This window comes from Streptomyces niveiscabiei (genome assembly GCF_033794345.1).
Classification (GTDB): Bacteria; Actinomycetota; Actinomycetes; order Streptomycetales; family Streptomycetaceae; genus Streptomyces; species Streptomyces niveiscabiei.
Genome location: NZ_JARAYJ010000002.1, coordinates 216,998 through 243,402, shown reverse-complemented (window position 1 = coordinate 243,402; position 26,405 = coordinate 216,998). Strand labels below are relative to the sequence as shown.

Below are 26,405 nucleotides of genomic sequence, written 5' to 3'. Positions count from 1 at the left end.
CGCCTGGTCGAGAACCGAACGCGCGTGACGTGCGTGATAGCGGAGAACGCAAGGGTACGCACACACGAGCGGGGGGACGCGAGTGGGAACTTCAGCACGCGCGAGAACGGCGGCACTGGCCGCCGTGGTGGCCGGGGTCCTGGTCACGGGAGCGACGACGGCGGACGGCGAGCCGGCACGAGCCGCGGCCTCCGGCACCGGCACCACGGCCTCGACCGTCACCCTGATCACCGGGGACCGCGTGGCCGTCGGCGCCGACGGCCGGGTCGCCTCGCTCGTCCGCGCACGAGGCCGCGAGAAGGTCGGCTTCTCGGTGCGGCGCGAGCGCGGCCACACCTGGGTGGTCCCGCAGGACGCCCTGCGCCTGATCGCCGACGGCGTCCTCGACCGGCGCCTCTTCGACGTCACACGGCTGGCCGGGGACGGCTACGGCGACGCGCTGCCGCTGATCGTCGGCTACCGCGAGGACGCCCGTACGACGGCCCGCTCCGGCGCCCGCGACCCGTTCGCCGGGGTGCCCGTGCGGGAGCGGCGCGCGCTGCCCGCCGTGAACGGCGAGGCCTTCGCGGTGCCCGCGGCCGGGACCCCGGCGCTGTGGTCGGCCGTCACCGGCCGCACCGGGGCCCGTACGGCGGACGGCGCGACCGGCGCCGTACGGCCCGTGGCCCACGTCTGGCTGGACGCCAAGGTCCGGGCCTCTCTCGCCGAGAGCGTCCCGCACATCGGCGCGCCGGCCCTGTGGAAGTCCGGCTTCACCGGCAAGGGCGTCACGGTGGCGGTCCTGGACTCGGGCGTGGACCAGACCCACCCGGACCTCAAGGGCGTCGAGGTCGCGCAGAAGAACTTCAGCGGCGCCCCGGACGTGAAGGACCACTACGGGCACGGCACCCATGTGGCGTCCATCCTCGCCGGGAGCGGCGCGCGGTCCGGCGGCCGGTACAAGGGCGTGGCGCCCGGGGTGCGGCTGCTGGACGGCAAGGTCCTGGCCGACGACGGGTGGGGCGACGCCTCGGGCATCGTGGCCGGCATGCAGTGGGCCGTCGACCAGGGCGCGCGGGTGGTCAACATGAGCCTGGGCTCCCTGGACTCCCCCGGTGTCGACCCGATGGAGGCGGCCGTGGCCCGGCTGTCCGGGAAGGCCCTGTTCGTGATATCCGCCGGCAACGACGGCGACAAACCCGGCACGATCGGTACGCCCGGCAGCGCCCCCGCCGCGCTCACCGTGGGTTCCGTGGACAAGCGGGACCGGATCGCCGACGACTCCAGCCGCGGCCCGAACCTCGACGGCACGCCCAAACCGGACATCACCGGCCCCGGCGTCGACATCACCGCCGCCCAGACCACGCAGGGCGACACGCCGGCCGGCGACGGGTACGCCGTGCACAGCGGGACGTCGATGGCCGCCCCGCACGTCGCGGGCGCCGCGGCCCTGCTGCTCCAGCAGCGCCCGGAGTTGACCGGGGCCCGGCTGAAGTCGCTGCTGACGGGCTCGGCGGAGCCGAACCCCCAGCTGAACGCCCATCAGCAGGGCGCGGGCCGGGTGGATCTGGGGCGCGCGGCCACCGCGCGGGTCGTCTCCGAGCCGGGCTCGCTCGGTTTCGGCATGCAGGCGTGGCCGCACGCCGACGACAAGCCGCTCTCCAAGGCCCTCACCTACCGCAACCTCGGCACCCGTCCGGTCACCCTGCGGCTGAGCACCTCCGGGGCCGCCCCGGCCGGCATGTTCACCGTCAAGGACGCCCAGCTCACCGTCCCGGCGGGCGGCACCGCGAGCACCACCGTCGTCGCCGACACCCGCAAGGGCACCCGCGACGGCGTCTTCGGCGGCACGGTCCTGGCGTCGGGCGACGGACAGCAGGTGCGTACGGGGCTCGTGGTCGAGCGCGAGGTGGAGTCCTACGACGTGACGGTGCGCCACATCGACGCCGACGGGGCGAAGCCGCCCGCGTACACGACGACGATCACCCCCCGCGCCGAGGGCGCCGGGTTCGTCCTGCCGTACCGGGCGAACGGCACGGTCGTGCAGCGGCTGCGCAAGGGGAGCTACCAGCTCGACAGCATCGTCTTCGCCGCGGACAACGAGCCGGGCTTCTTCGTGCAGCCGGTGCTGACGGTGGACAAGAACGTCACGGTCACCCTCGACTCCCGCAAGGCGAAGCCGTTCGCCGTCAAGGCCCCGGACCCGGCCGCGAAGCCCGTCACCTCCGTCGTCGGCTACTTCGACTCGGGCGCCGGCGTGGGCAACTCGTGGTCCTCCGGCGGGGCGCCGCCGGTCCGCACCCTGGCGCTCGGCCCGGCCTCCCCGACCATGAAGGCCCAGTTCAACGGCGTGTGGAAGAAGCCCGGACTGAACGCCGACCACCGGTTCGCCTTCCACCGCAAGGGCAGCTTCTTCACCGGCCTGAACCGCACCGTGACCCGGGCCGAGGTCGCCGAGGTGAAGCTCGGCTTCGGCGCCTCCGTCACCGGCACGAAGGGGCAGGTCCACATCAAGCCGGTGGACGAGCAGGGCGACAGCGTCGGCATCACCGAACCGGCGGAGCTGAAGCTGCCCCTGTCCACCACGCACTACCTCAACACCGACGGGGTGCGCTGGTCCTGGACGGCCACGCAGCTCGACAGCCGCGGCGAGGTGCGCACCGTGCACACGAAGGGGCCGGTGACGTACAAGCCCGGCTCCCGTCAGACGCTGCTGTTCAACACCGGTGTCGTCGGCCCCGGTGCCGCGACGCTCGACCGGACCGGCGACCAGCTCGGCGCGCGGGTCGAGCTGTTCGTCGACGGCGGCGGCAATCCCGGGTCGCCGGTCGTCACCAAGGGCTTCGCCCGGCTGGAGTCGGGCGGGCGGATCCTCGCCGAAGAGCCCGCGAACTGGGTGAGCGCCGAGGTGCCGGCCGCCTCCGCCGCGTACCGCCTGACCGTCGAAGCGGCCCGCGCCGCCTCCGACACCGCCACCAGCACCAAGGTGGCGGGGGTGTGGACGTTCACCTCGGCCCGGCCGGCCCCGGGCCGTACGGTACGGCTGCCGCTGTCGGCGGTACGGCTCACCCCGCAGCTCAGCCTGCGCGGTACGGCTCCGGCGGGCGGCACCCTCGCGGTCCCGCTCAGACTCGCCGGCCCGGCCGCCGGGGCCGGACAGGTCGCCGCCCTCACGGTGTCCGTCTCCTTCGACGCGGGCCGCACCTGGAAGCCCCTCACCGTCACCACCGACCCCAAGGGCGCCCGCTCGGTGACCGTCAAGCACCCGGCCAGTGCCAAGGCCGCCTCCTTCCGGATCGACCTGCGGGACAAGGCCGGCAACACGGTCCGCGAGACGATCACCAACGCGTACCTGCTCGCGCCCTGACGTCACGGGTACCACTTCCGGATGGCCGGGACCGGCTGACCGGCGGGGGCGGCCCCGCCGGTCGGCGGAGTGACCGCCTCGTGCGACCGCGATGGGATGAGCGAGTCGGGCGAGGCGATCACCCCGCACCCCCAACCGCCGACCGTACGGAGGAGACCCCCGTGATCCACCGCACGACCCTGCGACGGCATCCGCCTCCACCGCCGCCCGCCCGTCCTCGCCCTCCGAGGAACGCAACAAGGCGCTCGTGCTGCGGCTGTACACGGAGGGCTTCGGCAAGAACGACACGGACGTGGTGAAGCAGCTCGTCGCCGCCGGCTACATCCAGCACGAGACGTCCGTGCCCGGCGGGGCCGACGGCGACAGACCGTACCGGCGAAGACGGCCGGCGGAAACACAGGAGGAAACAAACCGAACCCTCGCGGTCACCGCCTGCCGCAAACTCTCCGACGGCGACCTGGTACGGGTCTTCAGCTCCGACTACTCCGTCGCGGACATCTTCCGCGTCACCAACGGAAAGATCCTCGAACACTGGGACGTGGTCCAGGACGGCCAGTAGCCCTTCCACAAGAACCGCCCGGGCAGGAAGAAGCCGGCATCGAGGCCATGCGCCGCGCCCTACGCCGCAGTCCCCCGCCCGGCCTCCCCCGGATCACCCAGCGGCCTGGTCTCCCCGACGTCCTCGTCCGCCCGGCGCTCCGGCTCCGTCGCGTCCAGGTCCCAGTGGTGCCGGCACTCGTCGCACCGGTACTCCGGTACCCCCACGTCGATGGTCAGCACAGCCCCGTACGGGCATCCGCTGCCGTCACCTCGACCCTCACACTCCTGTTCCCAGATATCCGCCACATGCCCAGAAAACTCGACCGAACCCGCCGGTCCGGGGAGCGTTCGGAACGGCCTGCCGGATGTGAGGCGTGCGGTCGGGTTACTCCCCAGGGACTAATCCGCGCCCGCTGTCGCCCCCGGGAGTACGTGTCGCCTCGCTCTCCCGCCCGACGAAAGCCGTGGTTCTCACCGGAAGTCTGGGGACCGAAGCAGACGTCACCCGGAGGGAGATCGGTCGATGAGGGCCGGAGAGACAACCACGCCGAGGGCGGGACGGGGGCGGGCCGTTCCCTGGGCGGTGTTCGGGCTGTGGATCGCCGCGCTCGTGCTCGTCGGACCGCTCGCGTCGAAGCTCGCCGACGTGCAGCACGACAAGGTCACCGACTACCTGCCGGCGAGCGCGGACTCGACGCGGGCGGCGAAGATCGAGGAGAAGTTGCCCGGTGGCGAGACCACGGAGCTGGTGCTCGTCTACCACCGGGACGGCGGGCTCAGCGCCGCCGACCGGAAGACCGCGGCCGGACAGGTCGCTCAGATCAGCCGGCAGCACAAGCTGACCGGCGGTGCTCCCGAGGGGATCGGGTCCGAGGACGGCACGACCCTGATGTACCCGGTCGCCAGCAACGAGCCCGGGGCGAACGAGGAGGAGCGGGACAAGCTCGTCACCGACGTCCGCGACATCGCCCGGGGCGAAGGCGGGTTGAGCGTCGACGTGGGCGGCACCGGCGCGCTGGCCACCGACTCCGGCGCGGTCTACGACTCGCTCGGCGGACCGCTGCTCTACACCACCGTCGCCGTCGTCGCCGTCCTGCTGATCCTGATCTACCGCAGCCCCGTGCTGTGGCTCGTCCCCCTCGTCGTCGCCGGGATCGCCGACTACCTGTCGATGGGTGCCGCCTACGGCCTCAACCAGGTCTTCGGCACGACCGTCTCGGGCCAGAGTTCGGGGGTGATGACGATCCTCGTGTTCGGGGCGGGTACGGACTACGCGCTGCTGATCGTCTCGCGCTACCGGGAGGAGCTGCGGCGCTTCGAGCGGCCGTACGAGGCCATGGTCGCCGCCCTGCGCGGCTGTGGCCCCGCCGTGCTCGCCTCCTCCGGCACCGTCGCCGCCGGACTGCTGTGCCTGCTGGCCGCCGACCTCAACAGCAGCCGGGGCATGGGGCCGCTCGGCACCGTCGGTGTGCTGTGCGCGCTGATCGCGATGACGACCCTGCTCCCCGCGATCCTCGTACTGGTCGGACGGCGGGTGTTCTGGCCGCTCGTGCCCGCCTTCGGGAGCACGCCCAAGCAGCGGCGCAGCCTGTTCTCGGCGATGGGCGGCTCCGCCGGACGCAGGCCGCTGACCGTGCTCGCGAGCGGTGCCGTCCTGCTCGGCGCCCTCGCCCTGGGCTCGTTCAACCTGCCGGGGCCGCTCAAACAGGAGGACTCCTTCGTCACCAAGCCGGAGTCCGTCGCCGCGATGGAGACCGTCGCCAAGTCCTTTCCCGGGCAGGGCAGTCGGCCCATCGACGTGATCACCCCGCAGGACCGCGCCGACGAGACCCTCACGGCCGCCCGCTCCACTCCGGGAGTCGCCGGCGCGGAGAGGGGACGTACGGGGGACGGCTGGACCGAGATCTCCGTCTTCGCGAAGAGCGCACCCCAGTCGGCGGGCGAGACCGCCACCATCACGTCCCTGCGGGACAGACTGAAGGGCTCCTACGTCGGCGGGGACAGCGCCCAGCAGATCGACCTGGAGGACACCAACGCCCGGGACACGAAGATCGTCGTGCCGCTCGTCCTCGTCTCCGTCCTGCTCATCCTGATCGTGCTGCTGCGGAGTCTGGTCGCACCGCTGCTCCTGGTGGTCGCGGTCGTCGCGGTGTGGGGTGCCTCCCTCGGGATCGGCGGGCTGCTCTTCGAACCGGTCCTCGGCCTCAAGGGCACCGATCCGGGGCTCGGCCTGCTGTCCTTCGTGTTCCTGGTCGCTCTCGGCGTCGACTACGGCATCTTCCTCATGCACCGGATGGGGGAGGAGTCCCTGGCGGGAGCGGAACCGGCCACGGCGGCACTGACCGCGCTGCGCACCACCGGCGGCGTCATCGCCTCGGCCGGACTGGTCCTCGCCGCGACCTTCGCCGTGCTGACGAACATGGGCCTGGTGCAGCTGGTCCAGCTCGGCTTCGTGATCGCCGTCGGCGTCCTGCTCGACACCTTCCTCGTACGGACGTACCTGGTGACCAGCGCCAGCGTCGCCCTGGGGCGGAAGGTGTGGTGGCCGGGTGTGCTCTCCCGGGAGCCCGAGCCGACCGAGCCGCCACGGCAGCCGGAGACCGTCGGCGCACCTTGATCCAGCGCCCGGGCGCGTACCGGAAGATGGAGCCGTGGAAGAACGGGGAACGACCACAGGGGTACGCGACCGGTCTGCGTCTGCGCCGCCGACGGCTGCCGGGGGCGGCGGGTGGTCCCGGCGCGTCGAGCGCGTCATGTCCGCCGTCCACCGCGAACCCCTGGCCGCACCGCACCGCACCCGCAACGACGCGGTCCTCGCGCTGGGCGCCGCCGTGCTCGCCGTAGCCGTCGCCCTGACGGGCGGTGAAGGGACACCGCCCGACCGACTCGGCTGGACGCTGCTGCTCGCCGGGTACCTGCCCCTCGTAGGGCGGCGGCACCGTCCGGTGGCGGCCCTGCTCGGGGTGGTGGCCTGCATGGCTCCGTACTACGCCCTCGACTACGACCCCGCCCTGCCGATCCCCGCGACCGTCCTGGCGCTCTACACCGTCGCGGCGACCGGCACCGTACGCCGCACCCTGCTCACCGGTGTCGCCGTCCTCGGCCCGACCCTGATCAGCAACGGCCTCACCAACTCGCAGGGGGAGCTGGAGTTCCTGGAGATCTCCGGCTGGATCATCGCGGTCCTGTTCATCGGTATCGCCGTCCGCTACTACCGCCTGTACGTCGCCTCCCTCGTCGAGCGCGCCGAACGGGCCGAACGCACCCGGGAGGAGGAGGCCCGGTACCGCGTCGCCGAGGAACGGCTGCGGATCGCCCGCGACCTGCACGACCTGCTCGCCCACAGCATCACGCTCATCGGCGTGCGGACGTCCGTGGCGGCCCACATCCTCACCGCCGACCCCGAACGCCTCGACCGCGAGGCCGTCGCCCAGGCACTGGAGGAGATCGCGGGGACCTGCCGGACTGCGCGGGGGGAGCTGCGTACGACGTTGGAGGTGCTGCGGGAGGGGGACACGGGCACGGACACGGGCGTGGGGGCGGGGGTGAGTTTGAGATCGGGGGCGGATCCGGGAGCGGGCGCGGGTCTGGGAGCGGGCGCGGGTCTGGGAGCGGGCGCGGATGTAGGGGCGAGGGCGGATGTGGGAGCGAGGGCCGGTTCCCTGTCCGGTTCTGTTTCCGGGGCCGGGGACATGCGGGGGCCGCTGCCCGGGATCGACGGGCTGGCCGGTCTCGTGGAGACCGGCCGGGTGGCGGGGGCCAAGGTCGAACTGTCCGTCCGCGCGGACGGCATCCCACCCTCCGTGGGCGCCGCCGCGTACCGGATCGTGCAGGAGGCACTCACCAACGCCGTACGTCACGGTGGCCGCGACGACCTCACCGTGCGGGTGGGTCTGTGGACCGCGGACGGCGCGCTGCGGGTGAGCGTCAGGGACGACGGCTCGGGCGGCGGGGTGGGCGACGGCACACCGGGGTTCGGGCTCGTCGGGATGCGGGAGCGGGCCCGTAGCGTGGGCGGCACACTGGACGCCGGTCCAGGACCGGTCGAGGGCTTCGAGGTGACCGCGACACTGCCGCTGTCGCGGGAGGGCGAGGTCCGATGACATCCCCTGTGTCGGCCTCGGACCGCTGGGAAGACTGGCGGTGGGGTTGTGAGACGTCGCGGTCCGCCGTGCTGGTCGGGCTCGTAGGACTCGTGGTTGAGTCGGCATCCGTGGATCACACGGATCGATGCGCGGGCCGGGACCGGGACCGCGTACGGATGGCCCCTATCCCGTCGTGCCCAAGTCCGTCGGTAGGGCACTCCGCGCATGCGGCCGAAGGCTTTGGTGACCGGGGCGATGACGGAGTCGCGTCCGGCCTCGGCCCGGTGTTCGTCCACGACGCCCGCCGGGGCCGAGCACAGGCGCCCGACCGGAGCAGCCCCGGTCCGGCGCCCGCGGCAGGGGCCGGGCTCGCTCAGTTTGTGGTGGCGCAGCCGCGCGTACCCGGCAGTGCCCCTGCCATCGCCGGGGTCGGACTTCGCGCCGGACAGCACCTCGACGTCACCGAACCCGGCGAGTCCGGCCACGGTGTGAGCGACGGCGAACTCGCTTCCGCCCCGGCCTCGTCGAGTACGCAGACCGCATGCTCGGCCGATCCCCGGACGCGTCCCTCTGTCGCCGGCCGACAGCTCGGGAAGAGCCGGAGCGGCAGTCTCATCGGGGCCCTCGAACCAGCCCGCCACCCCAACACGCACCGGCATCTGCCCACAAGCGCCCAACCGACCCCCGCAGAAAGGGTGGTGGCCCAGTGACCATCCGCGTACTGCTGGCCGACGACCAGAACCTCGTACGGTCCTCCTTCGCGATGCTCGTCTCGTCGGCCGGGGACATGGAGGTCGTCGCCGAGGCGGGCACCGGTCGGGAGGCCGTGGCGCTGGCCCGTTCCGCGCGGGCCGATCTCGTCGTGATGGACATCCGTATGCCCGACCTCGACGGCATCGAGGCGACCCGGCTCATCGCCGCCGACGAGGACCTCGCGGGGGTCAAGGTACTCGTCCTGACGACGTACGAAACCGACGAGCACGTCGTCGAGGCGCTGCGGGCCGGGGCGTCCGGCTTCCTCGTCAAGGACATCAGACCGGCCGAACTCCTCGACGCCATCCGGACAGTCGCCGCCGGCGACTCCCTCCTCTCCCCCGGCCCCACCTCACGGCTGATCGCCCGCTTCCTGCGCACCCCGAACACCCCACCGCCCTCCGCGGCGGGCGGGCCGAGCGGACTGTCCGACCGCGAGCGGCAGGTGCTCACACTGGTCGCGCGCGGCCTCAACAACTCCGAGATCGCCGACGTCCTGGAACTCAGCCCACTGACCTCCAAGGCCCATGTCAGCCGGATCATGGGCAAGTTGGGCGCACGGGACCGGGCACAGCTGGTGATCGTGGCGTACGAGTCGGGACTCGTGACACCTGGGACCGCCTGAACACCCACGCACGCCGAAGTCCCTCCGGAGGATGCCCCCGATGCCCCTGCTGCGGACGTTGCCGAGGATCGAGGTCCGGCCGCTCTTCCCGGCGAAGGTCGCCCAGTGGTCGACACCGGTCCAGGGAAGGTCTCGTCGCTCACCTTGACCGCAGCGCTGTCCGTCACCCCGGGTGAAGGCTGGACGGCCACCGCAGTCCCCCGCCGATCTGTTCGCGCTCGCCTCCGCCCTGGGCTGGTTCACCGAGTCCCTCAGCGCGCTCGTCCGCGACAACCGACACCCGGTGCACCACGGCTGCCTTCTCCGCATCGGGCGCTCAAGAAACCGAGATTTCGCGGCCACCCCTGGGACGGTCCTGGCCGGGCCGGAGGCTCAGCCCAGGAAGCTGAGCCGGACCTGACGGTCAGGGTTGTCTTTGTTCGTGTCCACCAGGCACACCGACTGCCAGGTGCCCAGTTCCAGGTGGCCCGCGAGGACCGGGAGGGTCGCGTGGGGTGGGACGAAGGCGGGGAGGACGTGGTCTCGGCCGTGGCCCGGGGAGCCGTGGCGGTGGGTCCAGCGGTCGTCGGCGGGGAGGAGGGTGTGGAGGGCGGCGAGGAGGTCGTCGTCGCTGCCGGCGCCGGTTTCGATGACGGCGATGCCCGCGGTGGCGTGGGGGACGAAGATGTTGAGGAGGCCGTCGCGGTTGCCGGCGGTCTCGCGGAGGAAGGATTCGCAGTCGCGGGTGAGGTCGATCACGCGTTCGCTGGAGCCGGAGGCGATGTGCAGGACGCGGGTGGTGAAGGCATCGGACATGGGGCCATTGTCGCCGTTGCCGCGGATGCGGAACGGCGTTGGCCGTGTACGACGCGTCGGCGTCGCGGCCGACGTGCCCGAGGCGCTCCGACCGGCCCGGCCCCTCCCCGACACGGCCCCATCGCCAGATCCAGCACTCCCGGCACAGCCCCATCGACCGGCCCGGTCCTCCCGGCGCGGCCCTCACCGGCCGATCCGGTCCTCAACGCGCCCCGCCGATCCCCCCACCCTCCGAAGTCCACTTCTCAAGACACCCGTTGACCACCCCTCCGCAACTGGCTACGTTCAGCGGCATGTTGCGTTCAGCCCTGCTCACCACGCGCGGTCACATCGACCTGCTGCGGGTGGCCTCCGCCGCGTGTCGTCGCGGCTGCTGACGCCCTTCACCTCTCGGTAGCCCGTTCCGGGGCAGAGCTCTGGGCTCTGCCTGATCCGGTGCTGCCGGGGCGTGTTCCCCCACCGCTTTGTGGAGCCCCCATGAGCATCAGCCATGCCCCGCCGCCCCCACCCGACGCGGCCGAGTCCGACATTCCGGACAGCCGCGATCTCGAACTCCGGCCGCTCCTCCCCCGCACCTCCCGCCGGACCCGCGTCCCGCGCTGGCTGCGCCGGACGACCGGCCCCGCACTCCTCCTCGCCCTGTGGCAACTCCTCTCCAGCACCGGCGTATTGACGCCGGACGTGCTCGCCTCTCCCGGCCGGATCGCGGAGGTCGGCAAGGAGTTGGTCGCCGACGGTTCGCTCACGTCGGCGATGGGTACGTCGCTCCAGCGCGTGGCCCTCGGGCTGCTGTTCGGCACTCTCATCGGTACCGGACTCGCCCTGTTCTCAGGGCTGTTCAGGGTCGGCGAGGATCTCGTGGACGCCCCGGTGCAGATGCTGCGGACCGTGCCGTTCGTGGGTCTGATCCCGCTGTTCATCATCTGGTTCGGGATCGGCGAGACGCCGAAGGTCGCGATCATCACGCTCGGGGTGACGTTCCCGCTGTACCTGAACGTGTACGCCGGGATCCGCGGCGTCGACGCCCAACTCGTCGAGGCGGGCGAGTCGTTGGGGCTCACGCGATGGGGACTGGTCCGGCATGTCGTGCTGCCGGGCGCGCTGCCCGGCGCGCTGACGGGGCTGCGGTACTCGCTCGGCATCGCCTGGCTCGCGCTGGTCTTCGCCGAACAGGTCAACGCGGACTCGGGGATCGGGTTCCTGATGGTGCAGGCACGGGACTTCCTGCGTACGGACGTGATCGTGGTCTGCCTGATCGTGTACGCGTTCCTCGGCCTGTTCGCCGACTTCGTGGTCCGTTCTCTGGAGAGGGTGCTGCTGCAATGGCGACCGACGTTCACCGGCCGGTGACCGGACAGGCGGTGCGGGTCGAGGGGCTGACGCGGTCCTTCGACGGACGTGCCGTCATCGACGACCTCCGACTCGACATCAGGCCGGGCGAGTTCGTCGCGCTGCTCGGGCGCAGCGGGTGCGGGAAGTCGACGCTGCTGAGGATCCTCGCGGGGCTCGACCGGGAGATCGAGGGGACGGTGCTGGTGCCGCGCCGTAAAGCGGTCGCGTTCCAGGCGCCGCGGCTGATGCCATGGAAGAGGGTGTGGCGCAACGTGCTGCTCGGGCTGCCGGGCAATCCCTCAAGAGACGTCGCCGACCAGGCACTTGAGGAGGTCGGGCTCGGCCACCGGGCGGACGCGTGGCCCAGGACGCTCTCCGGCGGTGAGGCCCAACGCGCCTCGCTGGCGCGGGCGTTGGTGCGCGAGCCCGATCTCCTGCTGCTGGACGAGCCGTTCGGCGCGCTGGACGCGCTGACCCGGATCAACGCCCAGCGCCTGGTGGGCGAGTTGTGGCGGCGGCGCGGGTGCGCGGTACTGCTCGTCACGCACGACGTCGAGGAGGCCGTCCTGCTCGCGGACCGGGTCCTGGTGATGGACGGCGGGGTCATCGCGCACGAGCAGCGGATCGGCCTGGAGAGGCCGCGCGAGCTGTCCGATCCGCGGTTCGCGGAACTGCGTACGGAGTTGCTGGGGCGGCTCGGGGTGGGGGCGGCGGCCTGAACACCAGGCCGCCACGGACCCCCGGTCGCCGGGGACCTCCGGTGGCCGCGGCCCCCGGTCGCCGGGGACTCCCGATCACCGTGAACCCCAGATCTCCGCCAGCCCCCGCCGCCATGAACTCCCGTCGGAGGACCCCCATTTCCCCTCGGGTCCCCCAACTCCCGCCGTCATCCCCCCACTTCGACCTGAACGGACCCCCATGCGACGCCGCCTCCTCCCCGCCGTCCTCCTCCCCCTCGCCCTCCTCCTCACCGCCTGCGGCGGCGCCTCCTCCGCGAGCACCGGCACCGACGGCACCGGCTCCCTCACCCTCGACATCGGTGACCAGAAAGGCGGTTCGGAAGCGGTCCTGCGTGCCGCGGGCGAACTCAAGGGCCTCGACTACCGGATCAAGTGGTCCACGTTCACCTCCGGCCCGCCGCTCCTGGAAGCCGTCAACGCCGGGGCCGTCGACATCGGCGCCGTCGGCAACACGCCACCCGTCTTCGCGGCGGGCGCGGGCTCGAAGATCACGGTGGTGGCCGCGTGGCACGGGTCCTCCGAGGGCGAGGCGATCCTCGTGCCGAACGGTTCGGAACTGACCAGGACCGCCGACCTGAAGGGCCGTTCGGTCGCCGTCGCGCAGGGTTCCTCCGCGCACTACCAGCTGATCGCGTCCCTCGAGGCCGCCGGGCTCACCCTCTCCGACGTACAGGTCAAATATCTCCAGCCCGCCGACGCGCTCGCCGCGTTCACCTCCGGGAAGGTCGACGCGTGGGCCGTCTGGGACCCGTACACCTCGCAGGTCCTCGAAGCGAAGAAGGGGCGCGTGCTGACGACCGGGCAGGGGGTCGTCAACGGGCTCAGCTTCCAGGTCGCCGCACCCGCCGCGCTGAAGGACCCGAAGAAGGAGGCCGCCATCGCCGACTACCTCGCGCGGCTGCGGCGCGCGCAGGACTGGGTGTACGGCCACCAGGCCGACTGGGCGACGGTGTGGGCGAAGGACACGGGGCTGCCGTACGAGGTCGCGCTCGCGTCGGTGAGACGTACGCACTCGACCCGCGTACCGGTCGCCGTCGACCGGGCGGCGATCGACTCCGAGCAGAAGATCGCCGACACGTTCACGGAGCTGAAGCTGATCCCGGGGAAGGTCGACTTCTCGGCCTTCACGGACGGCCGCTTCAACGGGAAGCTGCCGGCCTCCACGACGCCGTCGCGCTGAGGAGTACCGAGGGCCGGCGGGCGCGGGGACGGGACGGAGTCCTCTGACTCCGTCCCGTCGGGCCTTCCGTACGCTCCCCGGTCCGCGCTCGGTCAGGTCGCCTTCGGTTTCCGGGCCTGGTTCTTGTTGAACTCCGCCACGTTCCGCTGGTGTTCGGCGTAGTTCGCGGTGAAGCGGGTGTCGCCGGGTCTGACGGTGACGAAGTAGAGCCAGTCGCCGGGGGTGGGGGTGATGGCGGCCCGCATCGCTTCCTCGCCGGGGTTGTCGATGGGGGTCGGGGGGAGGCCCATGCGCTGGTACGAGTTGTAGGGGCTGTCGATCTTCGTGTCGGCGTCCGCCGTGTTGAGGGTGGAGCGGTTGAGGGCGTAGTTGATCGTGGAGTCCATCTGGAGGGGCATGCCGCGTTCCAGGCGGTTGAAGACGACGCGGGCGACCTTGCCCATGTCGGCCTTCGTGGCGGCCTCGGCCTGGATGATGCTGGCGATGGTGACGGCCTGGTAGACGTTCATCGCGTTGCGCTGGGCGCCGGCGGCCATGGGGGCGCCGTTGAACTTCTTGTTCGCGGTGTCGACCATGTACGCGAGGAGGGACTGGGGGGTCGACTTCTCGGTGAGGGGGTACGTCGCGGGGAACAGGTACCCCTCCGGGTTGCCCTCGGCGTCGGCCGGGAGTTTGAGGCCGGTCTTCGGGAAGGTCTTGCGGGTCGTGCCGACCGGCAGGGCGAGCGCCTTGTCGACCGCCTCGTAGACCTGGCCCGAGCGCCAGCCCTCGGGGATGGTCAGGACCTTGGGCTTGGCGGCCTCGGGAGCCGCCCGCTCCAAGTTCAGCAGCGGCACCGCCACCGCGGCAGCGGCCACGACGGCCCCGGTGACGACGAGGACGGTTCGGCCACGGCGCGTCAGACGGATCGCGCTCCGGGGCGGAGTGTTCATCTGCATGCGGGCACGTTAACCCGCATACCATCAAAAACCGGGCATATTGTCGCTTTGTCGGATGATCACCCTCCGAAAGCCGGGACCCCCGGGACATCAGCCCCTCTGGGCGCCACAGCCCGAGACCGCCGGAACACCCACCCCGCCCCCCGGCCTCTACGCCGCCGTCACCCGCTCGCCCTTCCTCACCAGCCCCGCATACCTCCCCTCCCGCGCCACCAACTCCTCATGCGTCCCCCGCTCCACGACCCGCCCGCCTTCGAGGACGACGATCTGGTCCGCGTCCCGGATCGTCGACAGCCGGTGGGCGATCGTCAGGGTCGTCCGGTTCGCCGACAGCGCGTCGATCGCCCGCTGCACGGCGTACTCCGTCCGCGTGTCCAACGCGCTGGTCGCCTCGTCGAGGATCAGGACCGGCGGGTCCCGCAGGATGGTCCGCGCGATGGCGAGGCGCTGTTTCTCGCCGCCGGAGAAGCGGTGCCCCCGCTCGCCGACGACCGTGTCGTACCCGTCGGGCAGCGACACGATGTGGTCGTGGATCTGCGCGGCGCGCGCCGCCTCGTGCAGTTCCTCGTCGCTCGCGTCGGGCTTCGCGAACCGCAGGTTCTCCGCGACCGTCGCGTGGAAGAGGTACGTCTCCTGGGAGACGACGCCGATCGCGCGCGCGAGGGTGTCGAAGTCGAGGTCGCGGACGTCGACCCCGTCGAGGGTGACCCGGCCGCCCGTCACGTCGTACAGGCGCGGCACGAGGTGGCCCAGCGTGGACTTGCCCGCGCCGGTCGGGCCGACGACGGCGAGGCTGTGACCTGCGGGAACGGTGATGTCGACGCCGTCGAGGATCGCCCGGCCGGCGCCTTCGCCCGCGTACCGGCCCTCGCCCTCACCGCCGTACCGGAACGACACGTCCTCGAAGCGGATCTCCCCCTTGACGCGGTCCAGGTGGACGGCGTTGTCGCGTTCGGTGATGTCGATCGGCAGGTCGAGGTACTCGAAGATGCGCTGGAAGAGCGCGAGGGAGGTCTGGATCTGGACGCCGGTCGCCAGGAGGCTGACGGCGGGGCGGAAGAGGCCCTGCTGGAGGGAGACGAAGGCGACGATCGTGCCCAGCGAGATGGCGGGGCCGCCGATCTGGAGGGCGACGCCCGCGGCCCAGTAGATGAACGCCGGCATCGCGGACATGACGATCCCGATGACGGCCATCCGCCAGCGGCCCGCCATGTTGGAGCGGACCTCCAGGTCGACGAGGCGCTCGGACTCGTCGGCGAAGGTCCTGGTCAGGGAGTCGGCGCGGCCCATCGTGCGGCCGAGCAGGATGCCGCTGACGGAGAGCGACTCGGTGACCGTCGCGGACATCGCGGCCATCTGCTTCTGCCGCTCGGTGGTGATCCTCTTGCGCTCCGAGCCGACCCGGCGGCTGATCCAGACGAAGACCGGCAGGAGCAGCAGCGAGACGGCGGTCAGCCGCCAGTCGAGGGCGAGCATCGCGACGATCGTGGCGACGACGCTGGTGAAGTTGGACACCAGGGAGGTCGCGGTGGAGGTGACGGTCGCCTGCATGCCGCCGATGTCGTTGGCTATGCGGGACTGGACCTCGCCGGTGCGCGTGCGCGTGAAGAACGCGAGGGACATCCGCTGGAGGCGGCCGTAGACGGCCGTTCGCAGGTCGTGCATGACGCGCTGGCCGACCGTCGTCGAGATCAGCGTCTGGAGGACGCCGAAGACGCCGGAGAGGACGGCGCTGAGGATCATGCCGAGGGCGAGCAGGCTCAGCAGGCCCGTACGCCCCTGGGGGATCGCGACGTCCAGCGTCTCCTTCAGCAGGAACGGCGTCGCGACGCCGACCAGCGAGGAGGCGGCGACCAGCAGGCCCACGAGGGCGAGGCGGGCGCGGTAGGGGCGGAACAGCTTGAGGATGCGGCGGACCTGGCGCGGTTGGGGCTGCTCGGGGTCGGCCGGCGGGTTCCAGGCGGGCTGTTTCTCTCGGTCGGGGTGCATGGGCTCCTTCGGGAGATGCTTCGGGAGATGCTTCGGAGATCCTGTGAACCAGGACCACGCTCATTGTTACCTATACTCACAATGAACGGCATCCTGTTATTGTTCCCGCATGGCCACACCAGATTCCGACAGCCTGCTCGCCGAGCAGTTGCTGCGGTTCACCCGCCGCGTGCACCGCATCCAGAAGCGGCACATCGAGGAGTGCGGCCTGGGTGTCACCCCGGCCCAGTCCCGCCTGCTGCGCACGCTCGCGCAATACCCCTCCCCACCGCGGATGGCCGACCTCGCCGAGCGCCTCGAAGTGGTCCCGCGCGCGGTGACGACGCTGGTGGACGGCCTGGAGGCGAACGGAAAGGTGCGCCGGGTCCCCGATCCGACGAACCGGCGCGTGATCCGCGTCGAGCTGACGGAGGACGGGCGTACGGCGCTGAGCGAGCTGCGGGGGGCGCGGCGCTCGGCGGCGTCGGAGATCCTCGCACCGCTGTCGCCGGACGAGCGGGAGGAGCTGGGGGATCTGCTGGGGACGCTGCTGAGCGGGATGCCGGTGCACGGCTGAGGCGGCATGTGCGGCGCACGACAGCGACCGCCGCACCCGAGGTTCCGGGTGCGGCGATCGCTGCGCGTTCTGGGTCAGCCCGCTTCGGGTGCGGGCTCCTTCTTGGTGAGCTGCGCGGGCACAGCCGCCTGCTCCTCACCCTTGCCGGCGTCGCTCTTCCCCGCGTCGCTCTTCCCGTCGTCGTCCGTCACGTCGATCTCCCCGTCCAGGACCTTCCGCGCCCGTTCGAGATCCAGCGCCCCCTCCCACCGCGACACCGCGAACACGGCGACGCAGTTGCCGAGCAGGTTCGTGACGACGCGCATCGAGTCCATGATCCGGTCGACGCCGAGGAGCAGGGCGACCGCCCCGGCGGGGATCGCGCCGAGGGACGACGCCGTCGCGGAGAGCGCGAGGAACGCGGAGCCGGGGATGCCCGCCATGCCCTTGCTGGTCAGCATCAGCACCAGGACGACGGTGATCTGCTGGCTGAGGCTGAGGTCGACGCCGACGGCCTGCGCGATGAACAGGGTGCCGATGGAGAGGTAGAGGGACGCGCCGTCGAGGTTGAAGGAGTAGCCGGTCGGCAGGACGAGGCCGACCGCGTCGTCCCGGGCGCCCGCCTTGCGCAGCTTCTGCATGACGCGCGGCATGACCGACTCGGTGGACGCGGTGCCGAGCGCGAGCAGCATCTCCTCGCGGATGTAGCGCAGGAACTTCCAGAGGCTGAGCCCGGTCACGATCCGCAGGGCGACGGCGAGCAGCGCGATGAACACGGCCGCGGCGGCGTAGCACAGGGCGATCAGCTTGCCGTACGTCTCGATCACACCGAGGCCGTAGTTGCCGATCAGGACGGCCATCGCGCCGAACACGGCGATCGGAGCGAGGCGCATCACGAAGCCGACGATCGCGAAGATGATCTCCTGCGCCTGCTCGATCGCGGGCAGCACCTGCGGGACCTTCGTGTGCCCGAGGTGCAGCAGCGCCGCGCCGACGAGGCAGGCCAGGATCAGCACCTGGAGCAGGGAGTTCTCGGCGAACGCGCCGACGAACGAGGTCGGCAGGGAGTGGAGCACGAACTCGGTCGTGGACGGCAGCGAGCCGCCGTTCGTCTTCGCGTCGACCGCCGCCGTGTTCAGCGTGGCGGGGTCGACGTGCATCCCGGAGCCCGGCTGGACGAGGTTCGCGGCGAGCAGCCCGACGATCAGCGCGAACGTGCTCGCGACCTCGAACCAGATCAGCGCCTTGAGGCCGATGCGGCCGAACGCCTTGAGGTCACCGGCTTTGGCGATCCCGACGACGACCACGCAGAACACGAGCGGCGAGATGATCGTCTTGATCAGCCGGATGAACCCGTCGCCGAGCGGCTGAAGGTCGGAGGCGAAGCCCGGCCAGAGCTTGCCTACGGCGATCCCGAGCACGAGCGCTATCGCGACCTGGGTGAACAACGAGGTACGCAGCGTTCGTGCGACGCGTCGCGGCAGGGATGGTACGGACTGCGGCACGGGCACTCCTGGTAGGGACGGCGGACTCACAGAAACCCGACAGGACTTCTGCGATACGGAAAGCGTCTTCCGTGCCGATCACTTTGGAGTGCCCGTGGCTCGTAGGGAAGACCTCCGTGTTGCCGATTTGTAAATCACGTCATGAGTGATGGATCACACATCAGAACGTTTCAGCAGGCGCTACTGTCCTCGGTCAGCATGCCCTGGACCGCGGTCACAGTGCGGTCGTGGCAGCCCAGGGAGCCCGTCAGCCGGTAGCGCTCGGTCGTCGTGGCGACGCCGTGCCGCTGGTCGCGCGGCACGCCGGTCGTGTACGTCGCGTCGCCCGTGTACGTGTCGTCGAGCCGCGACCAGCGCCCGCGTGTGTCACTGACGGCGGCCCGGTCGGCGAGCGCCATGACCGTGCGCAGCCGGTCGTCCGCGCCGATCGTCGTCGTGCCGTCCATCGTGTACGTCCGGTGCGCGCGCGTGGTGTGCCGGTTCACGGTGACCGTCTCGTCGTCCGTCCACACCCCGTCGAGGGCGTCCAGCTTCTCGCCCTCGGTCCAGCGGTGCGTGGAGGTGTGGGCCAGGGCCCGGGTGACCGTGGTGGTGACACGGCCGTGCGAGGTGTCGGCGTACCCGGTGACCGTGAGGCGGTGCGCGGCCTTCGTGTCGACGCGGTGCCGCGAACCCGGCGTGTACGTCGAGGAGTTGGCCGGGGCGCCCGCCCTGTGGGCGGTCACCTTGCCGGTGACCTGCTTCTTTCCCGCGTCCTGCCAGACCAGGACGTTGACCGGCGCGCTCCAGCCCGTCTGGCCCTCGGGGACGCCGACGACCGCGACCTCGACGCGGTGCGGGCGGCCGTCGTTGAGGACGCCGGCGAACGGGGTCAGGTCGTACTCGATCGGCTTGATGTCGAAGGCGCGGGGGCCGGGGACGACGTACCAGAGGAAGGGGTTGGACCAGCCGCCGGTCCACACGGTCGGGAACGGGGTGGCTATCCCGGCGAGTTGCCCGTCCACCTTGATCTGGACCTCGCGGTAGGGGCCGTCGGGCGTCTGGCAGGAGTACGGCGCCGGGGCCGGGACGGAGAGGTACCAGTACTCCTCGCAGCCGCCTCCCGAGCCGGTGGCGTAGACCTCGGCGAGGATGCGTTCGCTGTTGCGGGGGGTGGTGAGGGTGTGGTCGGGGGTGAGGGTGAGGACCTTGTCGGGAACAGTGCCGGGGTCGGTGTTCGCGGTGTTTCCAAGGGAGTTGGCGGGGTACGCCTTCGTTCCGGCCCGCTTCGGCTCGGGCGCCTTGGAGAACGTCAGCGTGACCTTGACGTCCAGCACGCCCGTGTACGTGTCGTCGACCACGTTCCCGATCAGCATCTCGACGTCCTGTGCGCGCCGGAGCGTGTCGGTGTAGCGGGTGACGTCCTTCTCGACCGACCACTCGATGCCGTCCGGGGAGGGCTGCGGGGTCGAGGTGCGGAAGATCTCGACGCCGCCGATGTGGAGGTAGCCGAGGCGGTCGTACTGGCGGCCCTTGACCTTGCCGTCCATGCGCAGGACGACCTTGCTCCAGTTGTCACCGCAGGCCGGGGGCGGGGTGTAGGTGCCCCGGTAGGGGGTGAAGTCGCGGAACTGGGCCTGGGCGACGGTGACTTCGCAGGACTCGGTGCCGGGTGTGGGGATGGGTGGGGCGGCGGTCAGGGGGTCGTGCCAGTCGGAGCCGAACTCGGGCGGTGCGGCGGCGGATCGGGGCACCGCTCGGGAGGCTTCCGGGGTCGCCGTGGCCGTCGTGGTCGCTGCCAGCGGGAGGGCCGCCGCCGTCAGCGCGGCGAGCATGGACATGATGAGCCGTCTGGTCATGGCCGGTGTTCTAAGGGGAGTCTCCCCCGTCCCGCAACCGTGCGGTTCAGGCCTTCAGTGCGGCCCGGTCCCCCATCACCACGACCGGGTGCGCGGCCGGGTCCAGTGTCCGCAGCAGGTGTTCCATGCCCGCCTTCGACAGGCTGACGCAGGCCGAGGTGCCGCTGCCGTGGTCCATGTGGAGCCAGATGCTCCCTCCCTTCTTCTCCCCCTCCGGGCGGGTCGGGTCGCTCGGTGAGGTGCCCTTGATCCGGTTGTAGTCGATGGCGATGACGTAGTCGAAGTCGTGGCGGTACGGCTTCTGCCACCAGCTCGGCGTCTCGAAGGCGCTGGAGCGGGTGTACGGCAGTTTCGTGCCGGGGTTCTTCAGGACGCCGCCCGCGTCGGTGAGCGTGAACACGCCCACGGGGCTGCGGCCGTCGTTCTCGTGGTGATCCGTCGTCCAGCCCTTGCGCGCGTTGTGGGCCGGCCAACTGCTCTCCTTCTGCCAGGTTCTGCCCTGCTTGATGTAGAGAACGGCCGTCGCGTCCGGAGAGTTCCTGCCGTCGCCATAAACCGCGACGACCTGCCGCGAGGCGGCCGGGATGCGCTTGCGGAAGTCCGGGCCGAGGTCCGGAACGGCCGTCAGGGCCCGCGCGGCGGCGGGCTTCTTCGCCCCGGCGTCCGCGCCGTCGCGCGCCTGCGTGCCCGCGCAGCCGGTCAGGGCGACGAGCAGCGCTCCGGCCGCGGCCAGGGATCGCGTCACAGTTCCTCGCATGCGTTCCATAGTCGCAATCCCCACGGCCCAGGGGAAAACCGGTTGAGATCGGTGGTCCGGCGCGGCGACGCTGGCACGGTTTGCGCCTCCTTCTGACACGAGCTGCTGGGACGTCATGCAGATCCAAGATCTTCCGTACCGAGACCCTGGTGTGCCGGACGCGCGCTCCGGGCCCCGCTTCCTGTGGTGGCTCGGCCGCAGCCAGGCGGGAGGCCAGCTCAAGTCCCTGGCCTGGGGCCTGCTGCACTTCCCGGCCGTGTCCGCGCAGCCCTTCATCGTGGGGTACGCCGTCCAGGCCGTCGTCGACCGCTCGGGCGCCCGGCTCGCGCTGGCGGGCGCGCTGATGCTGGTGTGCGGGATCGCCGGCGCCGCCGGTGACACGTTCCTGCACCGAGCCGCCGTCACCAACTGGATCACCGCGGCGGCCCGTGTCCAGCAGTTGCTGGCGCGCAAGGCGTCGGTGCTCGGGGCGGGGCTCACGCGGCGGGTCGCGGCCGGTGAAGTGGTGGCGGTTTCGACGGGCGACGTGGAGAAGATCGGCTGGTTCGTCGAGGCGGTCTCCCGGTTCACGGCCGCCGCGGTCACCGTCGTCCTCGTCTGTGCCGGGCTGCTCTTCTACCAGCCCGCGCTCGGTGTCGTCGTCGCCGTCGGGCTGCCCGTCGTGGCGGTCGCGGCGCTGCCGCTGCTGCCCCGGGCGACCCGGCGGGCCGACGTGCAGCGCGAGAAGGCGGGGCGCGCGACCGAGTTGGCGTCCGACACCGTCGCGGGGCTGCGGGTGCTGCGCGGGATCGGTGGGGAGGAACTCTTCCTCGACCGCTACCGCGCCGCCTCCCAGGACGTCCGGCACGCCGCCGTCCGCAGTGCCGGGATGTGGGCGCTGATCAGCGCGCTTCAGGGGTTGCTGCCGGGGCTGCTGCTCGTGGGGGTGGTCTGGTACGGGGTTCATCTGGCGCAGGAGGGGCGGGTTTCGGTGGGGGAACTCGTCACGGTCTACAGCTCCGTCGCGGTGCTTTCTTATCCTCTGCGGCATTTCGAGGAGATCGCGATGGCCTATTCCTTCTCGCGGCCGTCGGCTCAGCGGGCGGCTCGGGTGCTGTCGTTGGAGCGCGGGGCGGATTCCGGGGCGGAGCACCTGTCCTGCGGCCCGGGAGACCTCGCCGCCGGCTCGGAGAACTTCGCCTCCGGGGACCTGTACGACCCCGGCTCCGGGCTGCTCGCCCCCGCCGGGGTCCTCACCGCCGTGGTCTGCGGCGATCCCGACGCGGCCGGGCGGCTCGCCGAGCGGCTCGGGGGGCACTCCGTCGAGGAGGGGCCGTCCGTGGAGCTGGGCGGGGTGACGCTGGACGCGCTGCCGCTGGACGTCGCGCGGGCCGCCGTACTCGTCCAGGACAAGGACCCCGTGCTGCTGTCCGGCACCCTGCGCGAGCTGCTCGACGTGCCGTCGTCCGGCGTGGTCGAGGCGGACGCCGCGCTCGCCGCCGCGCGCTGCGAGGACGTCCTCGACGCGCTCACCCAGGGCACGCCGGGCGACCCCATGGACGCCCACATCACCGAACGCGGGCGCTCCCTCTCCGGCGGCCAGCGCCAGCGCCTCGCACTCGCCCGCTCGCTGGTCACCGACCCTGAGGTCCTGGTCCTCGACGAGCCGACGTCCGCCGTCGACTCCCACACGGAGGCCCGGATCTCGGAGGGCGTACGGGGGTTGCGCAAGGGGCGTACGACGGTGGTGTTCACCTCGTCGCCGCTCCTGCTGGACGTCGCGGACCGGGTGGTCCTGGTGGACGACGGTGAGGTGGCCGCCGTGGGCACGCACCGCGAGCTGCTGCGGGACGAGCCCCGGTACCGGGCCGTGGTGACACGGGAGCCGGAGGCGCCGGACGAAGGCGGGCCGGGCGGCGCCGTACCCGGGACCGGCGTACCGGCCCCCGCCGAACCTTGCGCCGTCAGGCCTGAGTTGGACAAGATCGAGGAGTCGGCATGATCGGCGTGGAGCCACCGCAGTACGACCCGGCCGCGCCCACGACGGCGAGCACGCTGCCCGTCGGCGCGTCCGCCACTGTCCGCGCGTACGTCGGTGAGCTGGTGCGCCGGCACCGGCGCGCCTTCCTGGTCCTGGTGGTCGTCAACACCGTCGCGACCGTCGCCGCGATGGTGGGACCGTGGCTGCTGGGCGACCTCGTCGAGCGGGTGTCGAACGGTGAACGGGAGCTGAGGCTCGGGCTGACCGTCACCCTGTTCACGCTCTCGCTCGGCGTGCAGGCCGTGTTCGTGCACCAGATGCGGCTGCGCGGCGCGATGCTCGGCGAGCGGATGCTGGCCGACCTGCGCGAGGACTTCCTCGTCAGGTCGGTGCGGCTGCCACCGGGCGTGCTGGAGCGGGCCGGGACCGGGGATCTGCTGTCGCGCATCACCACCGACATCGACCGGCTCGCGAACGCCATGCGTGAGGCCGTGCCGCAGCTGATCATCGGCGTGCTGTGGTCGGCGCTGCTGCTCGCCGGCCTCGTCGTGACGGCGCCGCCGCTCGCCGCCGCCGTCCTGCTCGCCGTGCCGCTGCTGGTCGTCGGCTGGCGCTGGTACTTCAAGCGGGCGCCCGCCGGGTACCGCTCGGAGGCCGCCGGGTACGCGGCCGTCGCCGCCGCGCTCGCGGAGACCGTGGACGCCGGCCGGACCATCGAGGCGCACCGGCTCGGGGAGCGCCGGGTCGCGCTGTCCGAGCTGCGGATCCGGCAGTGGACCAGTTGGGAGCGGTACACGCTCTGGCTGCGGTCGGTGCTGTTCCCCGTCATCAACGCCGTACACATCACGGTCCTCGCGTCCGTGCTGATGCTCGGCGGTGTGTTCGTCCTCCAGGGGTGGATCGGTGTCGGGCAGCTCACCACCGGGGCGCTGCTCGCGCAGATGCTGGTCGATCCGGTGAACCTGATCCTGCGCTGGTACGACGAGTTGCAGGTCGCGCAGGTGTCGCTGGCCCGGCTGGTGGGGGTGCGGGAGATCGAGCCGGACGCCGGTCGGGCGGATCTCGCGCCCGAGGGCCGGGAGCTGGCCGCGGACTCGGTGCGCTTCGGGTACCGGGAGGGTGTCGACGTCCTGCGCGAGGTGTCGCTGGCGGTGGCGCCGGGTACGCGGCTGGCGCTGGTCGGTCCCTCGGGGGCCGGGAAGTCGACGCTGGGGCGGCTGCTCGCGGGGATCTACGCGCCCCGCACCGGCCAGGTCGCCCTCGGCGGCGCCGAGCTGTCGCGGATGACCGCCGAGCAGGTCCGCTCGCACGTCGCCCTCGTCAACCAGGAGCACCACGTCTTCGTCGGCTCCCTGCGCGACAACCTCCTGCTCGCGCGGACCGGCGCGGACGACGCCGAGCTGTGGGCGGCGCTGGGCGCGGTCGACGCGTCCGCCTGGGCGCGGGCCCTGGACGGCGGGCTCGACACCGAGGTCGGCTCCGGCGGGCTCGCCCTCACCCCCGCGCAGGCCCAGCAGATCGCGCTGGCCCGCCTCGTGCTGGCCGACCCGCACACCCTCGTCCTCGACGAGGCGACCTCCCTCCTCGACCCGCGCGCGGCCCGCCACCTGGAGCGGTCCCTGTCCCGGGTCCTGGACGGCCGTACGGTCATCGCCATCGCCCACCGGCTGCACACCGCGCACGACGCGGACGTCATCGCCGTCGTGGAGGACGGCCGGATCAGCGAGCTGGGGAGCCACACGGAGCTGGTCGCGGCGGGCGGGGCGTACGCGGCGCTGTGGAGGTCGTGGCACGGGTGAGACGGGGGCGCCCTGGCCGGTCGGCGCGGAAGGCCGCCGCGTCGTCGGTGCGGTGGCCCGGCCGCCGCGCGCGGGGGCACCGGGATCGGAGCGGCCGGGCCGGTCGGCCGGTGGACAGGCGGTGCCCGGCACGCCCGCGAGCGGCCTCGTGCCGGACGGGCCGGGCGGCGCCCCGCCGCGCGCGTCCCCGCCTCGGGCCCGCGGCGCCCCGCACCCGTACCCGTACCCGGCGCCCCACGTCACGGCCGTTGCCGTTGCGCGGGCGCGGGGGCGGGTGGAACGTTGAAAAGCAGTACCCGCGCGCGGTGTGTGCCGGTTCGTGTCGGGCGACGGTGGACGAGCCCTCTGGAGGTGTGCGTGACCAGCGGTGACGGATGGGGAGACGACGTCTACCAGCCCGACGGGTCCGAGGTGCAGGACGACGCGGGGCTGCTGGACGCCGAGGACACCCTCGACCACGACGGCGTCGGCGACCCCCTGGACCGCGGCTGGTCCCCGCCGGAGCGGCCGTGGGCGGTGGAGCACACCGGTGTGACGGCGGCGGAGGCCCGGCGCGGGGAGACCCTGGACGAGCGGCTCGCCGAGGAGGTCCCGGACGTCTCCGCGTACGACGGCGACGGCCTCGGCGACTACGACGGCGGTGACGGCGAGCTCCTCGACAACGAGGTCGGCGCCGTCCGCTCCGGCCGGCTCGTCGCCCCCGACGAGGGCGCGCACGAGGACGAGGAGAGCGGCCTGATCGCCACCGACGTCGGGATCGACGGGGCGGCGTCCTCCGCCGAGGAGGCGGCGATGCACATCGTCGACGAGGACGCGCTGTCGGGGTGACGGCCCCCGCTCGCCCTTCCCGGCCGGGCCCGGCGTCAGATGAAGTTGAGGGCCGCCGCACCGCCGACGCCGCCCAGCAGCATGAACACCGGCATGAGGACCCGCAGTTCGACCCAGCTGCCGGCGCGGAACCGCATCGCCTTCGGCGGGCCGATCGGGTACCAGCGCTTGCGGCCGATCGGGATGGGCCACAGGACCGGGCAGCCGGAGACGGTCAGCGCGTCCCCGAGGTCGTGCACCAGCGCGCCCAGGACGATCGGCAGCCCGAGCCACAGGTACTCCTGGCCGGGGTCGTTGAACAGCCAGCCCGCGCCGTGGCCCGGCTTGTCCAGCACCCCGGCGATGATCCACGCGCTCGCCGCCGCCAGGAGCCACACCAGGACGTCGCTGCTGGAGCCGCGGGCGGCCCGCCACAGCAGTCCTTCGATCGCCAGCACCATGTGCACGAAGAGGATCGCGAGCACCGCCCAGCGGCCCCCCATGATCGCCAGCGCCGAGGCGCCCGCGCCGATCATCACCGCCCACAGCCAGGTGTGCGTCAGCGTGCGGTGCCCTCCCGAGCGGCGCGGGTCGCCGGGCCCCCGGGTCGCCTTGTAGACGGCGTACGACAGCTTGTCGACGATCTCGCAGAGCCAGCGCGAGAGGGGCCCGAAGGCGCGCGAGATCGTGGCGGCCTTGTGGTCGAGGTCGGGGGCGAGGGCGGCGCCCGCGCAGATCAGCGCGCCGGCCAGGACGACCGGCCAGGGCATCGGCTCCCCCGCCGCCGCCGCTGCGGCTCCGACGCCGAGCCAGGCGGCGGCGCCCGACAGTGAGTGTGCTGGTCCCATCATGGCGCTCGCCCGCCCCGTTCCTCTTGTGCC

The 26,405-nt window shown here is 72.2% G+C and carries 20 protein-coding genes; 12 read left to right on the top strand and 8 right to left on the bottom strand.

Annotated features, from left to right (window positions below):
- Positions 1 to 82 precede the first annotated feature (82 nt).
- Together PV682_RS03330 and PV682_RS03325 are read left to right on the top strand one after the other, a co-directional pair.
- Positions 83 to 3,346, top strand: coding sequence for a S8 family serine peptidase (locus tag PV682_RS03330; RefSeq protein ID WP_319723783.1), 3,264 nt, complete (start codon positions 83 to 85; stop codon positions 3,344 to 3,346).
- Positions 3,347 to 3,593: 247 nt separating this feature from the next.
- Complete coding sequence (locus PV682_RS03325; protein ID WP_319723781.1) at positions 3,594 to 3,905, top strand: nuclear transport factor 2 family protein; 312 nt, start codon at positions 3,594 to 3,596, stop codon at positions 3,903 to 3,905.
- Between the two features lie 59 nt (positions 3,906 to 3,964).
- Here PV682_RS03325 and PV682_RS03320 read toward each other — a convergent pair whose 3' ends face one another.
- Entirely contained in the window at positions 3,965 to 4,126 is a 162-nt protein-coding gene (locus tag PV682_RS03320; RefSeq protein WP_319723779.1) for a hypothetical protein, read from the bottom strand.
- A 283-nt stretch (positions 4,127 to 4,409) separates the two neighbouring features.
- Here PV682_RS03320 and PV682_RS03315 point away from each other — a divergent pair, with 283 nt between their 5' ends.
- The 3 genes from PV682_RS03315 (at position 4,410) to PV682_RS03305 (ending at position 9,349) form a co-directional block, all read left to right on the top strand.
- Positions 4,410 to 6,503 carry an MMPL family transporter gene (locus tag PV682_RS03315; protein WP_319723777.1) on the top strand — a complete coding sequence of 698 codons (2,094 nt, stop codon included), beginning with the start codon at positions 4,410 to 4,412 and terminating at the stop codon, positions 6,501 to 6,503.
- A gap of 136 nt (positions 6,504 to 6,639) precedes the next feature.
- Complete coding sequence (locus PV682_RS03310) at positions 6,640 to 7,989, top strand: sensor histidine kinase (protein ID WP_319723775.1); 1,350 nt, start codon at positions 6,640 to 6,642, stop codon at positions 7,987 to 7,989.
- Between the two features lie 688 nt (positions 7,990 to 8,677).
- A complete protein-coding gene (locus PV682_RS03305; RefSeq protein ID WP_319723773.1) occupies positions 8,678 to 9,349 on the top strand; it encodes a response regulator transcription factor in 672 nt (223 codons plus the stop codon).
- 372 nt (positions 9,350 to 9,721) lie between these two features.
- On the opposite strand, the gene PV682_RS03300 is transcribed toward PV682_RS03305, so the two are convergent.
- Complete coding sequence (locus PV682_RS03300; protein ID WP_319723772.1) at positions 9,722 to 10,144, bottom strand: YjbQ family protein; 423 nt, start codon at positions 10,142 to 10,144, stop codon at positions 9,722 to 9,724.
- Between the two features lie 477 nt (positions 10,145 to 10,621).
- Between PV682_RS03300 and PV682_RS03295 the strand changes: the two genes are divergently transcribed.
- The 3 genes from PV682_RS03295 (at position 10,622) to PV682_RS03285 (ending at position 13,396) form a co-directional block, all read left to right on the top strand.
- The gene (locus PV682_RS03295) at positions 10,622 to 11,494 is read left to right on the top strand and encodes an ABC transporter permease (protein WP_319723770.1); all 873 of its coding nucleotides are present in this window, start codon (positions 10,622 to 10,624) and stop codon (positions 11,492 to 11,494) included.
- On the top strand, positions 11,467 to 12,195 hold the full coding sequence (locus PV682_RS03290) for an ABC transporter ATP-binding protein (protein WP_319723768.1): 729 nt from the start codon (positions 11,467 to 11,469) through the stop codon (positions 12,193 to 12,195). The genes PV682_RS03295 and PV682_RS03290 overlap by 28 nt, the downstream gene beginning before the upstream one ends.
- Before the next feature lie 199 nt (positions 12,196 to 12,394).
- Complete coding sequence (locus PV682_RS03285; protein WP_319723767.1) at positions 12,395 to 13,396, top strand: ABC transporter substrate-binding protein; 1,002 nt, start codon at positions 12,395 to 12,397, stop codon at positions 13,394 to 13,396.
- A gap of 92 nt (positions 13,397 to 13,488) precedes the next feature.
- Here PV682_RS03285 and mltG read toward each other — a convergent pair whose 3' ends face one another.
- Together mltG and PV682_RS03275 are read right to left on the bottom strand one after the other, a co-directional pair.
- Positions 13,489 to 14,334, bottom strand: coding sequence for an endolytic transglycosylase MltG (gene mltG, locus PV682_RS03280; protein ID WP_319723764.1), 846 nt, complete (start codon positions 14,332 to 14,334; stop codon positions 13,489 to 13,491).
- Between the two features lie 150 nt (positions 14,335 to 14,484).
- Positions 14,485 to 16,323: an ABC transporter ATP-binding protein gene (locus PV682_RS03275; RefSeq protein WP_319723762.1), complete on the bottom strand. Its 1,839-nt coding sequence runs from the start codon at positions 16,321 to 16,323 to the stop codon at positions 14,485 to 14,487.
- Between the two features lie 109 nt (positions 16,324 to 16,432).
- Between PV682_RS03275 and PV682_RS03270 the strand changes: the two genes are divergently transcribed.
- Positions 16,433 to 16,879 (top strand): MarR family winged helix-turn-helix transcriptional regulator, encoded by a 447-nt coding sequence (locus PV682_RS03270; RefSeq protein WP_319723761.1) that lies wholly within the window; start codon positions 16,433 to 16,435, stop codon positions 16,877 to 16,879.
- Positions 16,880 to 16,953: 74 nt separating this feature from the next.
- On the opposite strand, the gene PV682_RS03265 is transcribed toward PV682_RS03270, so the two are convergent.
- From PV682_RS03265 to PV682_RS03255, 3 genes are all read right to left on the bottom strand, one after another.
- Positions 16,954 to 18,363 carry a cation:dicarboxylate symporter family transporter gene (locus tag PV682_RS03265; protein ID WP_319723759.1) on the bottom strand — a complete coding sequence of 470 codons (1,410 nt, stop codon included), beginning with the start codon at positions 18,361 to 18,363 and terminating at the stop codon, positions 16,954 to 16,956.
- A 170-nt stretch (positions 18,364 to 18,533) separates the two neighbouring features.
- Entirely contained in the window at positions 18,534 to 20,201 is a 1,668-nt protein-coding gene (locus tag PV682_RS03260) for a peptide-N4-asparagine amidase (protein WP_319723757.1), read from the bottom strand.
- Positions 20,202 to 20,247: 46 nt separating this feature from the next.
- Positions 20,248 to 20,958 (bottom strand): L,D-transpeptidase family protein, encoded by a 711-nt coding sequence (locus PV682_RS03255; protein ID WP_319723755.1) that lies wholly within the window; start codon positions 20,956 to 20,958, stop codon positions 20,248 to 20,250.
- 115 nt (positions 20,959 to 21,073) lie between these two features.
- Here PV682_RS03255 and PV682_RS03250 point away from each other — a divergent pair, with 115 nt between their 5' ends.
- The 3 genes from PV682_RS03250 (at position 21,074) to PV682_RS03240 (ending at position 25,545) form a co-directional block, all read left to right on the top strand.
- Positions 21,074 to 22,939, top strand: a complete 1,866-nt coding sequence (locus PV682_RS03250) for an ABC transporter ATP-binding protein (protein WP_319723754.1) — start codon at positions 21,074 to 21,076, stop codon at positions 22,937 to 22,939.
- Complete coding sequence (locus PV682_RS03245) at positions 22,936 to 24,717, top strand: ABC transporter ATP-binding protein (protein WP_319723752.1); 1,782 nt, start codon at positions 22,936 to 22,938, stop codon at positions 24,715 to 24,717. Before PV682_RS03250 ends, PV682_RS03245 begins: the two co-directional genes overlap by 4 nt.
- A 357-nt stretch (positions 24,718 to 25,074) precedes the next feature.
- Positions 25,075 to 25,545, top strand: coding sequence for a DUF5709 domain-containing protein (locus PV682_RS03240; protein WP_319723750.1), 471 nt, complete (start codon positions 25,075 to 25,077; stop codon positions 25,543 to 25,545).
- Positions 25,546 to 25,580: 35 nt separating this feature from the next.
- Here the strand turns inward: PV682_RS03240 and PV682_RS03235 are convergent, their stop codons facing one another.
- Complete coding sequence (locus PV682_RS03235; RefSeq protein WP_319723747.1) at positions 25,581 to 26,375, bottom strand: metal-dependent hydrolase; 795 nt, start codon at positions 26,373 to 26,375, stop codon at positions 25,581 to 25,583.
- Positions 26,376 to 26,405 lie beyond the last annotated feature (30 nt).